Here is a 12,940-nt window from a genome sequence, read left to right as displayed (position 1 = left end):
CTTTGACCAATAAGTGTCCATAGCTAAAACAGACTTATAGGCTACGGGTGTCCCTTATCTAATCGATTTGTGAGATTGCAGTCAAGGAGAGTGAAAAAGCACGCAACAATAATCCCCAACAGGCTATGTTCCTAAAAATGTTTTAAAGCTGCTCAATAAGTCTTTGTAAATCTTCTTTCGATCGAGGCATTATAATGTTTTTCTCAATTAGTTTTTTGTTTTGTAAGGCAATCGTCATTTCAAAGACCCATGGACGTTCAAGATGGGCTCTTTCAAGCAAATCCTCTTGAAAGAACATTTCAACTGGATCCCCATTATAAATAATTCTCCCAGCTTCCATGACGATTATTTGATCTGCCCATTCATATGCCAAAGCGATATCATGCGTTGCTAGTAAAATTGTTCGTTCACCGTTCTCTAATGTAGCTAAATACTGTAAAACTTGTGCAGCATAATAATTATCTAGCCCAGCTGTCGGTTCATCTAATAGTAATACGGAAGGTTCCATTGCTAGTACTCCTGCCATTGCGACACGTTTTTTCTGTCCAACACTTAAAAAATGTATCGGTTTATCGAGCAATGCTTCAACTTCAGTTTGAGCGACAGCCCATGCAATTTTCTCTTCAATTTTTTCAGTTGTCCAGCCAAGATTCAGAGGCCCAAATGCAATATCCTGCTTAACTGTACCCGAAAAAAGCTGGTTGTCTGCATCCTGAAAAACAATACCAACCTGTTGGCGTAATACTTTTAATGCTTTTCTACTATAATTAAGTTCTTTGTCACAAAAGGCTATACTTCCAGTGGTTGGCTTCAAAATTCCATTTAAATGCTGAAATAACGTTGATTTCCCAGCCCCGTTATGACCAAGTAAAGCGATTTTTTTCCCCTTTGGAATCTGTAGTGTAATATCTGTTAAGGCATGAGTTCCATCTGCATAAGCGTAAGATAAATGTTTTAATTCAAAGAATAAGTCTGTCATCAGAAAAAACCTCCATAAATGATGAGGAATATAAAAATTGCAGCAATACCTAGCCAGTTTTTCATGTTATAGGTAACATCCTCCTGCCAATAGACAGTTTCGCCACCACGTGCTTCCATCGCATTGTTTAATTCACGACTTCGTTGGAACATCTCAGCAAATAAAGCTGTGATCAGCATTGATACTGAGCGAAGCCACTGCATAGGGGAGCTGTAACCTAGTCGAGCCTGCTGGGCAAGATGAATTTTTTGCATACTATCTAAAAAGATAAAAATAAATCGATACGTAAGTTCTACTAGTTCTACAAACAAAGTGGGAAGTCGCCAAAGTCGTAGGACGTGACAAATAGATTGTACCGATGTCGTGAGAATTAAAAAATACAAACAGCTAATGCTGCCAAGGACGATGAAAAAAAGCTGTTGCGCTGTCACTAGGCTCGCACTGCCTACAAAAATTGTCCAACTATTAAGAGAAAATGACCAAATGTGTGCAGGTAGCGTGCTCGTTGATGGCGTTATCGAAATTAAAATAGATACTAAACTTGACAGTAAAAAAAATCCCGGTAGCAATAGTAGTTTTGCATAATATTTAATAGGGATTTTTGCGCTTAAAATGATAAAAGCACTCATTACAATAAATGTAATGAGTGAAATTCGTTCATCTCTCATGATAAGCGACAATAGAAGAAGTCCAAGGGATAACGTCATTTTTTCTAGCGGATGAACAGACGCTAGCTTATTCATATAAGCATACTTATCAATGAGTAACATAGCGTTTAACCTTCTTTATGTTTGCCGCGCATTAAACCGATGAAATAGCCGATAAATCCAGCGCCGATAGCAGCTTGTAGTGCGAATAATAAGCTTTCAATTTCACCACTTGGTGGCTCCCATAAGCTTTCAAACCATGGCTCGTAGTCAGCATTTATTTCACTAATTGCTGCTTCCGCTTCGCCATCAGCACCCTCAAATTCTGCGCCCTTTTGGATAAATAGGGGGATGATTGCTAGTAACACAACAATTGCTAAGAGCAGTAAGTTTTTTTTCATTTTAGTGTGCCTCCTTTGCTGAGAAAACACGTAATGCTTTTAATTCGCTCACATTGTATTTTTTCAAGAAGTTCATAACGATCACTGTTAAAATTCCTTCACTAACAGCAAGAGGAACTTGTGTTAACGCAAAAATGCCAGCAAATTTTGTGAATGACGCCATAAAGCCTCCGACTTCAGATGGGAAGGCAAGGGCTAGCTGTACAGAAGTGACAACATATGTACCTAAGTCACCAAGCATTGCTGCTAAAAAGACAGCTACTGAAAAGGATAGTCCCATTTTTTGTGAGCCCTTAAATACATAGTAAACAATAATAGGACCAACAATTGCCATGGAAAAGGTATTTGCCCCTAATGTTGTAAGACCACCATGTGCTAAAAGTAAAGATTGGAATAATAATACGATTGTTCCGATAACACTCATGGCTAGTGGCCCAAAAAGAACTGTCCCAAGTCCAACTCCTGTCGGATGTGAGCAACTTCCCGTTACAGAAGGGATTTTTAAGGCTGATAGCACAAAGGCAAAGGCACCCGATAGACCTAATATCATTTTTGTCTCAGGATTTTCATCAATGGTTTTACGAATAGAACGTAATCCTAAAATAATAAATGGAATCGATACGACCCACCAAAAAATCGCCCATTCAATCGGCAAAAAGCCCTCCATGATATGCATCGCAAATGCACGATTTGGCACGAATAAAAATGCCAGTAAGAAATAACTAAGCTTCCAACCTGAGAATTTCAAATATCTCTCCTCCTAACATTAAATTTTTCGATTGTAGCGTGCGAAAATAAAAAAAACACTTCTCCAATTGCGGAAAAGTGTATAGCTAAAAAAGCAAATAGAATTCTAATCTGCTAAGCCGCACACCTATCCTCGTAGGTTGAAACGATCACATATTTTTCGGCAGGTCTCCTGGCTTTAGTTCAACGTTTTATAGGCCTTCCCATCCTTTGGACAGTGACATTATCTATAAAACTCTCTAGTACAGTGGCGGGACCGCGCCGGATTTGAACCGGCTTCCCTTTTAAGCGAAATGACGAACACTTCGCACCGAAAAAAGATGAAGTTGTGAGATTTCACGACAAAGTGTAACATGAATTTCCATATATATGCTATACTTTTTATGAAAAAATGTTTAATTGAGTCTCAATGTCGAAAATTCAGATAAATAGAGAACTAATGTCACATTTTTCTAAAAAAATTAATATAAATGTCACAAATTAAGAAAGAAATATTGAAATTTTAAAAAAATAAGCTATGATAGAAACAGTTTTCAATTACATAAATTCATATAAAACGTCCATAAGTGCTTGAATATTTTCAAGATAATAGGGAAATCGGTGAAAATCCGATACAGCCCCCGCTACTGTAATAGCTGATGAAATCGCAAAGGCCACCATTTATAAAAAAAATGGGAAGGTGCGAAAGTAAAAGGAAGCTTAAGTCAGGAAACCTGCTTATGTGATGATGCATGCAAACTTTTCGGAGGGAGAAGTTGAAGCGAGAGCGAGTACCCGTATATTCGTTTTTATTTAGCTTCTACAAAACCTTTACTCTTCCGTCTAGAGTAAAGGTTTTTCTTTTTCCTAAAAGCAAATGAGGGGAGAACAACTATGACAACTTGGAATTTAGAGGGGATGAAAACACATCTTTTTATTTGCAATGGTAGTAGCTGTATGAAAAAAGATGCAGAGGAAATTACACAGGCAATCCGAGATGAAATACAGTTGCTGGCACTTGATAAGGAGATACATACGACAAGGACTCGCTGTAATGGCAGATGTAAGGATGCTTGCGTTGTCATTGGATATCCTCAAGGGAATTGGTACCGTGTGCCGACAACGGAGCATGCGAGGGCACTCGTGCAAGATTTAAATCATGAATCGTTACATAATGAGCATGTCTTTACATTGCGTGAAGGTTCGTTACAGCGGACAGCACAAACAACAGCCATTAAAGGCATTGAAAAGGTGAAAGAGGGGTAACAAAATGGCGCAAAAAGGTAAGATTTTCGTAGTTGGCTTTGGCCCTGGAGATTTTAAACATATTACGACTCGTGCTGTGGAGGCACTACAACAAAGTGATATGATCATTGGTTATAAAACTTATGTTGAACTTATTCAGGATTTAGTTAGCGCAAAGTCGATTATTAGTACTGGTATGACAGAGGAAGTTTCACGTGCACAGGAAGCAGTACGTCAAGCAGAGGCTGGAAGTATCGTATCGGTTATTTCGAGCGGAGATGCAGGCGTTTATGGCATGGCAGGATTAGTGTATGAGGTATTAATCGAGCTAGGTTGGACAGAAGCAACTGGTATCGAGGTTGAAATTGTTCCAGGCATTTCGGCTATTAATTCGTGTGCAAGTTTACTAGGTGCTCCAATAATGCATGACGCCTGTACCATTAGTTTAAGTGACCATTTGACACCTTGGAATTTAATTGCAAAGCGAGTAGAAGCGGCAGCAATGGCGGATTTTGTTATCGCTCTTTATAACCCAAAGAGTGGCCGTCGTACGAGACAGATCGTAGAGGCACAACGAATTTTATTAGAATATCGTTCGCCAGATACGCCGGTAGGACTTGTGAAGAGTGCTTACCGTGATCGCCAGGAAATTACGATGACGACTTTAGCAGAAATGCTGGAACATGATATCGGCATGTTAACAACGGTTATTATCGGGAATTCATCAACGTTCTTCTATGACAATAAAATGATTACGCCGCGTGGTTATCAGCGCAAATATACACTTGGTGAAGAAAAACAACCGTTACGACCACATCAACGACTTAGAGATGAAAATGAACCTTGGGCAATGAATCAAGAAACAGGGAAGGCACGTAATGATTTTGCGACAGATCCCAATGCCAATCGAATTAAGCCCAGTTTAGCCATAACACCAGAACCGAAGCCTAAAAAATCATCACTTGAAATGGCGACAGCAGCTCTAACAATGGTGAATGGAACAAGTGCTATGAAGGTAACACCTAAGCTTGTTCAACAAAAAATCCAATCCATTTTTGAATTAGCTGTTAGTCCAGGGGTAGCCAATAAGTTCTTTACGCCTCAACAAATGATGACGTTAGCGGAGGTCGTTGGTGAGGAAGGAACGATGGAGTATACACCAGACCATCAAATTCATTTGAAAATTCCAACGGCTGAGCCTGAAGAAATTACTGCAAAGCTTCGTGAAGTGGGCTTTTTACTAACACCAATTGGTGACGTGCTATCGTTAAAGGCTTGTGACTTCTGTTACGGAGAAAAGGCCGATTCGATTCCTTATGCGGAAGAGATTCAAGAAAAGCTTGGAGGTATGTCGTTACCGAAAACATTAAATATTGGCTTTAATGGCTGTGGTATGGCATGTTATCGAGCCGTATTTGATGATATTGGTATTGTTTATCGCAAAAGTAAATTTGATGTTTTTATTGGTGCTAAGCCGGTTGGCCGTACTGCACATGCTGCCCAGCCTGTTGTTGAGGGCCTAGAGCCTGAACAGCTTATACCGCTTATCACAGACATTATCGAAGAGTATAAAGCAAATGCACATCCAAATGAACGTTTGTTTAAATACTTTAAGCGTGTGAAAAAGATCCTACATTTTACGTATCAGGATATGTCTTCAAAAATAAAAGTAGAGCCAGCTCCGTGCGGCGACTAGTGAGGAGTAATGAGATGAAAGCAATTTTATTTGTCGGCCATGGGAGCCGTTTAGCAGCAGGAAATGATGAGGTACGCACGTTTATCGAGCAAATGACACCTCGTATTGATGAAAGCTTTTTAGTGGAAACATGTTTCTTAGAGTTTGCATCTCCAAATATTGAAGAAGGTATTACGAACTGTGTGAAGAAGGGTGCTACAGAGGTACATGTTATTCCGATTATTCTTCTTCATGCTGGACATTCAAAACTTCATATTCCAGCAGAAATCGAACATGCGCGTGAGCATTATCCAAATATTACGTTCACATATGGCCAAACAATCGGTATCCATGACGAAATATTTGCTATTTTAGAAGACCGTTTAGCAGAAATTGGCTTTAATGCTGAGGAAGAACATAAGGATACTGCCATTTTATTAATTGCACGAGGCGGTAGTGACCCAGCTGCAAATGGTGATTTTTATAAAATTACACGTTTATTATGGGAAAAACTCCCGGTTCAGTATGTAGAAAGCGCCTTTATGGGTGTCACAGATCCTCGTGTTGAAGAAGGAATTGAGCGCTGTGTGAAGCTGGGTGCTAAAAAAATCATTATGCTACCGTATTTCTTATTCACAGGTATCCTAATGGAACGTATGAACGGCATGTGTAAGCAATTTAACGAAAAATATGCTGACTGTGATATTCAAATTGCCAACTATTTTGGCTATCATGAGCGTTTGCAAAATGTGTTATTAGAGCGAATTGAGCAAGCTGTGAATGGTACATCAACAGGTATGCAAGATTTAGAAAATTATCGTGCTTATGCGGCGGTGCATGGACATGCGCATCATCATCACCATCATGACCACGATCATGGACATGATCACCACCATGAAGAGGAGCCAGTGAAATGATTTTCATGTTAGCAGGGACGAGTGATGCAAGGAATCTAGCACTTGAATTACAGTCAGCAGGTTACGCTGTGACAGCTACGGTCGTTACTGAATCAGCCGCTTCAAGCCTTGCAGAAGTAGGCCTCCCTCATTTAATTGGTCGATTAACGGCTGAGGAAATGGCGACGATTATCACAGAGCGAGGGTATCGTTTAGTTGTAGATGCCTCTCATCCATTTGCTGAAGAAGCTTCAAAAAATGCTATGGCTGCTGCTGAGCAAGCAAATGTTCCGTATATTCGCTATGAACGTGCCCATGAGCATTATGCACACCCACTAATTACGATTGTGAAAGATTATGAGGAGGCTGCCCATTTAGCAGCGGAAAAACGCGGCGTCATTATGCTAACGACGGGCAGTAAAACGCTAGCAACATTTACAAAGGTGTTACATGGTTTAGAACATACACGAGTAATTGCGCGTATGCTTCCTCGACTCGATAATATGGAAAAATGCGAAGCACTTGGTGTGGCACAAAGAGATATTGTTGCCATACAAGGCCCTTTTTCAAAGGAATTAAACGAAGCCCTCTTTCGTCAATATGGTGTGACATTGATGATTACGAAAGAAAGCGGCAAGGTTGGCTCGGTGGATGAAAAGCTAGAGGCTGCTCTTGTATGTGGCATTGAAACAATTTTAATCGCAAGACCAAATATAAAATACGGACAGCAATATTCTACATTTGAAGATGTACTACAAGCTGTACAAAACACACTTTAGGAGGCAATCCAGATGGACTTTAAAACAGATTTCAAACCATTAACAGTAGACCCAGATAAAATTTACGATTACAGTTTCTCCATTATTGCAGAAGAAATGGGCGAGCATAATTTCTCAGAAGACGAGTGGAAAGTAGTACGTCGTATCATCCATGCTTCTGCTGATTTTGAGCTTGGACGTAGCGTTATTATTACACCAGGAGCGCTTGAGGCAGGTATTAAATCAATTCTTGCTGGTCGCCATGTCATTGCAGATGTGCAAATGATCGAAAGTGGTTCAGGGAAAAAACGTTTCCAAAAGCATGGCGGCGATTTGCACTGCTATATTGCAGATGAAGACGTATCGATTGAAGCCAAAAAACAAAACACAACGCGCGCGATTATTTCTATGCAAAAGGCTACTAAATTACATGAAGGTGGTATTTATGCAATTGGGAATGCACCAACAGCATTGCTTGAATTAATTCGTTTAATTAAAGAAGGCTTAGCGAAACCGGATTTAATTATCGGTATGCCAGTTGGCTTCGTGTCAGCTGCTGAGTCGAAGGAAGAGCTACTAAAACTAGAAGGTATTCCGTATATTACAAATGTTGGTCGTAAAGGCGGTAGTACAGTGACGGTTGCCGCATTGAATGCTGTCTCACTTTTAGCGGATGAACAGGCGAAAAAATAATGGAGCGGAAGCCTAAAAAGGATCCCAAAGACATGCGTCACGGTTATACAACTGGATCCTGTGCGACTGCAGTAACGAAGGCCGCATTACTTGCCTTAATAACAAATGAAGAGCAAGAAACAAGTACCATTCATTTGCCGATTGGGCGAGATGCGACCTTTACGATAGAAAAATGTACATTTCAGCATGATGCTGTTAGCTGTGAAACGATTAAAGATGCTGGTGATGACCCGGACGCAACACATAAAGCACTCATTGTTGGCACAGTAAGCTGGTCGGATATACCAGGCATTCATCTGGACGGTGGAATTGGTGTCGGGCGCGTAACAAAGCCCGGCTTACCAGTACCTGTCGGGGAAGCAGCCATCAATCCTGTACCACGGAAGATGATTCATAGTACTGTACAAGGCGTACTTGACGAATTTCAAATTAAACGAGGCGTTAACGTAGTTATTTCAGTCCCTAAAGGTGAGGAAATGGCTAAAAAAACGTTAAATGGGCGACTTGGTATTATTGGAGGCATCTCCATTTTAGGCACAAGGGGAACCGTCGTGCCTTTTTCGAGTTCCGCGTATATGGCCAGTATCGTCCAAGCGATTAGTGTTGCAAAAGAGGCTGGTTGTGAGCATTTAGTTGTCACTACAGGTGGACGCAGTGAAAAGTATGCAATGGCACAATACCCTGATTTGCCAGAGGAAGCGTTCGTTGAGATGGGCGATTTTGTTGGCTTTACATTAAAGCATTGTAAGCGACTCGGTATGAAGAAAGTATCGCTTGTTGGGATGATGGGGAAATTCTCGAAGGTGGCACAAGGTGTCATGATGGTGCACTCCAAAAGTGCTCCTATTGATTTTAACTTTTTAGCTCAATTAGCAGTGGATATAGGTGCAAATGAAGAAACCGTTACAAACGTACGAGAGGCAAACACTGCTTCGCAAGTCGGAGAAATTATGGCAGAAAAGGGCTATGATGCATTCTTCAACCACTTATGCGAAGCTTGCTGTTATTCATCATTACATCACATTAAGGGCGGTTTAACGCTTTCCACATCGATCTATTCGATGCAGGGACAATTATTAGGAAGGGCTGATGACATTGCATCGATCAATGAAATTGATTGGGATCGGGGATAATGGACAAGAAAGCTTGCTACGACAATATGTACAGTGGATTGAAGACTGTGAGGTGCTTGTTGGCGGGGAGCGTGTCCTAGAATTTTTCCCGAATTTTACTGGAGAGAAAATTTTGATTAAAGGTGGTCTTTCAGCGCTGGTTGAAAGATTATCTACAGAAACAAGAAATACAGTTATTTTTGCGTCAGGTGATCCATTATTTTATGGAATCGGTGGTTATTTAGCGAAAAAGCTAGATATTGAAATTTACCCATATATGAGCTCAGTACAGCTTGCTTTTTCAAAGATGGGGGAAAGTTGGCAAGATGCCTATGTAACAAGCATTCATGGGCGCTCTATGAAAGGCTTAGCACAACGTATTGATGGTCAAAAGAAAGTGGCACTGCTAACAGATGCAGAAAATAACCCAAACGCGCTGGCACGTTATTTAAAGCATTTTGGCATGACAGAATACCGTGCATTTGTGGCAGAAAATTTACAAGGTACAAATGAAAAATTTGGCTGGTATTCGCTTAATGAATTAGAAATGGCTGATTTTTCTCCATTAAATGTTGTCATTTTACAGCAAACTTCAGTGCCGAAACGTTATGCACTCGGTATTGATGATGAAGAATTCTCACAGCGCAAGCCAGATAAAGGGCTTATTACGAAAAAAGAAATTCGCGTCTTAAGTTTACAAGCGATGCAGCTACAACAGGATAGCATCATTTGGGACGTTGGTACATGCACAGGGTCGATGGCGATTGAAGCTGGCAAGCTTGCGCCAGAAGGTCAAATATTTGCAGTGGAGAAAAACGCTCCTGATTTAGAAAATTGCCTGCAAAACCAACAAAAGTTCCGTGTAGATATTACAGCTATTCATAGTAAAGCGCCAGCAGGACTTGAAAACTTCCCTGATCCGGACGCGATTTTTATCGGCGGCACAGGAGGAGAAATGGTGGAGCTATTACAATTATGCTGTACACGCTTAAAGCCAAATGGTCGTATTGTATTGAATGCTGCAACCATTGAAAATTTATATAAGGCTGTCGAAGCGTTTAAGTCTTGTGGCTTTGCTGTAGACATATTGCAGGCACAGCTTGCGCGCAGTAAACCAATATTAGATATGACACGTTTTGTCCCATTAAATCCGATTTACATTATTTCTGCATATCGAAAGGAAGAAAATCATGAGTAATCTAGGTATATTATATGGCTTGGGCGTAGGTCCTGGCGATCCAGAGTTAATTACAGTTAAGGCTTTCCGCGTCATTCAGGAATCGCCCGTTATTGCCTATCCGAAAAAACTAAAAGGTAGTAAAAGCTATGCCCATCGTATTGTAGATGTCTATATTAACCCAGAAGAAAAGGATATGCTTGGACTAGTATTTCCTATGACAAAAGATGAGGCTGTATTAGAACGCGAATGGACGAAATCAGTGGAACTTGTCTATGGAAAATTAAAAGAAGGTAAGGATGTCGCATTCGTTACAGAAGGTGACCCATTATTATATAGTACGTTCATCCATATGATGAAGCTTATGCAAGAAATGCATCCTGATGTTGAAATTCAAACAGTTCCTGGAATTTCTTCGTTCAATGGTTCTGCATCACGACTTGGGATCGCGCTAGCAGATGGTGATGACCGTGTTGCCATTGTCCCCGCCCATGATGACTATGATGCCATGCGTGAAGCGATTGAAAGTCACGATGCAGTGGTGTTCATAAAAGTAGCCAAGGTTATTGATTTAATGCTTGAGGTGCTACGTGATTTAGATTTACTGGATAAGGCATCAGTCGTAACAAAGGTAACGTCTGACGAGGAAATTATTTGGGATGTGCGCGAGCTAGACGGAGTCGATTTAGAATATTTAACATTAATGGTGGTGCGTAAATAATGAAGAAAATATATATTGTCGGCGCTGGTCCTGGTGATCCAGATTTAATTACAGTAAAAGGCTTACATATGCTACAAACAGCAGACGTTGTGATGTATACAGATTCTTTAGTAAGTGAGGACCTGATTGCAAAGGCAAGGCCAGATGCAGAGGTCATTCGTACAGCAGGTATGCACTTAGAGGAAATGGTAGCGGTCATGGTAGATCGTGTTAATGCGGGTAAAGTAGTGGCTCGTATGCATACAGGTGACCCTGCGATGTATGGAGCAATCATGGAGCAGGTGGCCCTATTAAAAAAAGAAGGCATTGGCTATGAGGTTATTCCTGGTGTTAGCTCTGTCTTCGCTTCGGCAGCGGCAATCGGGGCAGAATTAACAATTCCTGACTTAACACAAACACTTATTTTAACGCGTGCCGAAGGACGTACACCTGTGCCAGAGTTTGAAAAACTACGCGATTTAGCAAGTCACCATTGTACAATTGCCTTATTCCTGAGCGCAACGCTAACGAAGAAAATAGTAAAAGAATTGCAGAGTGCTGGATGGGCTGATGATACACCAGTAGCTGTTATTCAACGTGCTTCTTGGCCAGATCAAAAAATCGTGCGTACAACATTAATAGAGTTGGATGAAGCAATGCGTGTCAACGGTATTCGTAAGCATGCGATGATTTTAGCTGGCTGGGCATTAGATCCGACTATTCATGATAAGGATCAATATCGTTCGAAATTATATGATGCTTCCTTTACACATGGCTTTAGAAAAGGTGTGAAGACAAGTGATTGAGTTACAAGAGGGTTTATTACCAGAAGTTGATCAACGAAATCCTTATGCAGTTGTAGCCATCACAAAACACGGTGTTCAAATCGGACGTCGCTTGCAGCATACTTTTGCTGCGAGCGACTTATATTACATGAGTAAATTTGAGCAGGGCGATGAAGCAGAAAAGCATATTCAAATGTTTACAGGTACTGTGCGGTTACTGCTGCCTACTCTTTTTAAGCAATATAAAGGCCTAATTTTAATCATCTCACTCGGAGCAGTTGTCCGCATGATAGCACCGATTTTAAAGGATAAAAAGACAGATCCAGGCGTTGTTGTTATTGACGACCGTGGTGAAAACGTTATTAGCGTGTTATCGGGACATTTAGGTGGCGCCAATGAGCTAACACATGAAGTAGCTGCAGCGCTTGGGGCAAATCCAATTATTACAACAGCCTCAGATGTGCAAAAGACTATTCCGGTTGATTTATTTGGTGCACGTTTTGGCTGGGTATGGGATAGTGCCGATAAACTGACACCTGTAAGTGCCTCAGTTGTCAACGAGGAGCATGTTGCAATCGTTCAGGAAACGGGGGAACGTGACTGGTGGATGCGTGACACAGCGATGCCAGAACAAATTAAAATTTACTCGACAACATATGCTGCGATAGAAGCGAAACCACATGCGACATTGCTGATTACTGACCGCATCATTGACCCCGAAGAAGAAGTGCTTCTTGAAAATGGTGTCATTTATCGACCAAAATCGGTCGTGCTTGGCATGGGCTGTAATCGTGGGACATCTGTGGAAGAAATTGAGCAAGTCATTGATGAAACCCTTGCGGAGCTAAAGCTTTCGAAAAAAAGTGTTAAAGCGCTATGCACGATTGATTTAAAGAAGGACGAGCAATGCTTCCTAGAAATAACAAAGAAATACGATTGGGAATTTGTAACATATTCACCGGAGGAATTAAATGAAATTGATTTCCCATCACCTTCGGAAACCGTTTTTAAATATACAGGAGCATACGGAGTGAGTGAGCCTGCAGCAATGCGTTATGCGCAGGTGGAGTCACTTGTGCTAGAAAAGAAAAAATCGGGCAATGCTACTATCTCTGTTGCTAGATTAACATTTTAAGGAGGAAGCCT

14 protein-coding genes and 2 riboswitches are annotated in these 12,940 nt (G+C 40.9%); of the genes, 10 read left to right on the top strand and 4 right to left on the bottom strand.

Features of this window, described 5'->3' with window-relative positions:
* Positions 1 to 142: 142 nt before the first annotated feature.
* Genes FJQ98_RS17530 through FJQ98_RS17515 form a run of 4 tightly spaced genes read right to left on the bottom strand, consistent with a single transcriptional unit; the run spans position 143 to position 2,775 of the window.
* Entirely contained in the window at positions 143 to 979 is an 837-nt protein-coding gene (locus tag FJQ98_RS17530) for an energy-coupling factor ABC transporter ATP-binding protein (RefSeq protein WP_053594960.1), read from the bottom strand.
* Positions 979 to 1,749: a cobalt ECF transporter T component CbiQ gene (cbiQ, locus tag FJQ98_RS17525; RefSeq protein WP_053594961.1), complete on the bottom strand. Its 771-nt coding sequence runs from the start codon at positions 1,747 to 1,749 to the stop codon at positions 979 to 981. The genes FJQ98_RS17530 and cbiQ overlap by 1 nt, the downstream gene beginning before the upstream one ends.
* Positions 1,750 to 1,754: 5 nt before the next feature.
* Positions 1,755 to 2,027, bottom strand: a complete 273-nt coding sequence (locus FJQ98_RS17520; protein ID WP_053594962.1) for an energy-coupling factor ABC transporter substrate-binding protein — start codon at positions 2,025 to 2,027, stop codon at positions 1,755 to 1,757.
* A gap of 1 nt (position 2,028) precedes the next feature.
* Positions 2,029 to 2,775, bottom strand: a complete 747-nt coding sequence (locus FJQ98_RS17515; RefSeq protein ID WP_053594963.1) for an energy-coupling factor ABC transporter permease — start codon at positions 2,773 to 2,775, stop codon at positions 2,029 to 2,031.
* 144 nt (positions 2,776 to 2,919) lie between these two features.
* A riboswitch (cobalamin riboswitch) is annotated at positions 2,920 to 3,104 on the bottom strand.
* A gap of 217 nt (positions 3,105 to 3,321) precedes the next feature.
* A riboswitch (cobalamin riboswitch) is annotated at positions 3,322 to 3,510 on the top strand.
* Between the two features lie 137 nt (positions 3,511 to 3,647).
* On the opposite strand from FJQ98_RS17515, the gene FJQ98_RS17510 reads away from it, so the two are divergent.
* Genes FJQ98_RS17510 through FJQ98_RS17465 form a run of 10 tightly spaced genes read left to right on the top strand, consistent with a single transcriptional unit; the run spans position 3,648 to position 12,929 of the window.
* The gene (locus FJQ98_RS17510; RefSeq protein WP_053594964.1) at positions 3,648 to 4,019 is read left to right on the top strand and encodes a (2Fe-2S) ferredoxin domain-containing protein; all 372 of its coding nucleotides are present in this window, start codon (positions 3,648 to 3,650) and stop codon (positions 4,017 to 4,019) included.
* A 4-nt stretch (positions 4,020 to 4,023) separates the two neighbouring features.
* A complete protein-coding gene (gene cobJ / locus FJQ98_RS17505; RefSeq protein WP_053594965.1) occupies positions 4,024 to 5,694 on the top strand; it encodes a precorrin-3B C(17)-methyltransferase in 1,671 nt (556 codons plus the stop codon).
* A gap of 14 nt (positions 5,695 to 5,708) precedes the next feature.
* Positions 5,709 to 6,590 carry a sirohydrochlorin chelatase gene (locus tag FJQ98_RS17500; RefSeq protein ID WP_053594966.1) on the top strand — a complete coding sequence of 294 codons (882 nt, stop codon included), beginning with the start codon at positions 5,709 to 5,711 and terminating at the stop codon, positions 6,588 to 6,590.
* Positions 6,587 to 7,348 carry a precorrin-6A reductase gene (gene cobK / locus FJQ98_RS17495; RefSeq protein ID WP_053594967.1) on the top strand — a complete coding sequence of 254 codons (762 nt, stop codon included), beginning with the start codon at positions 6,587 to 6,589 and terminating at the stop codon, positions 7,346 to 7,348. Before FJQ98_RS17500 ends, cobK begins: the two co-directional genes overlap by 4 nt.
* Positions 7,349 to 7,360: 12 nt before the next feature.
* Complete coding sequence (locus FJQ98_RS17490; RefSeq protein WP_053594968.1) at positions 7,361 to 8,020, top strand: precorrin-8X methylmutase; 660 nt, start codon at positions 7,361 to 7,363, stop codon at positions 8,018 to 8,020.
* Positions 8,020 to 9,153: a cobalt-precorrin-5B (C(1))-methyltransferase gene (locus FJQ98_RS17485; RefSeq protein WP_053594969.1), complete on the top strand. Its 1,134-nt coding sequence runs from the start codon at positions 8,020 to 8,022 to the stop codon at positions 9,151 to 9,153. The genes FJQ98_RS17490 and FJQ98_RS17485 overlap by 1 nt, the downstream gene beginning before the upstream one ends.
* On the top strand, positions 9,110 to 10,330 hold the full coding sequence (gene cbiE / locus FJQ98_RS17480; RefSeq protein WP_082340087.1) for a precorrin-6y C5,15-methyltransferase (decarboxylating) subunit CbiE: 1,221 nt from the start codon (positions 9,110 to 9,112) through the stop codon (positions 10,328 to 10,330). The genes FJQ98_RS17485 and cbiE overlap by 44 nt, the downstream gene beginning before the upstream one ends.
* Positions 10,323 to 11,030, top strand: coding sequence for a precorrin-2 C(20)-methyltransferase (gene cobI / locus FJQ98_RS17475; RefSeq protein WP_053594970.1), 708 nt, complete (start codon positions 10,323 to 10,325; stop codon positions 11,028 to 11,030). Before cbiE ends, cobI begins: the two co-directional genes overlap by 8 nt.
* Positions 11,030 to 11,815, top strand: a complete 786-nt coding sequence (gene cobM, locus FJQ98_RS17470) for a precorrin-4 C(11)-methyltransferase (RefSeq protein ID WP_053594971.1) — start codon at positions 11,030 to 11,032, stop codon at positions 11,813 to 11,815. The genes cobI and cobM overlap by 1 nt, the downstream gene beginning before the upstream one ends.
* Entirely contained in the window at positions 11,808 to 12,929 is a 1,122-nt protein-coding gene (locus FJQ98_RS17465; protein WP_053594972.1) for a cobalt-precorrin 5A hydrolase, read from the top strand. The genes cobM and FJQ98_RS17465 overlap by 8 nt, the downstream gene beginning before the upstream one ends.
* Positions 12,930 to 12,940: the final 11 nt, after the last annotated feature.

Source organism: Lysinibacillus agricola (assembly GCF_016638705.1).
Classification (GTDB): Bacteria; Bacillota; Bacilli; order Bacillales_A; family Planococcaceae; genus Lysinibacillus; species Lysinibacillus agricola.
This window is presented reverse-complemented; position numbering and strand designations above follow the sequence as displayed.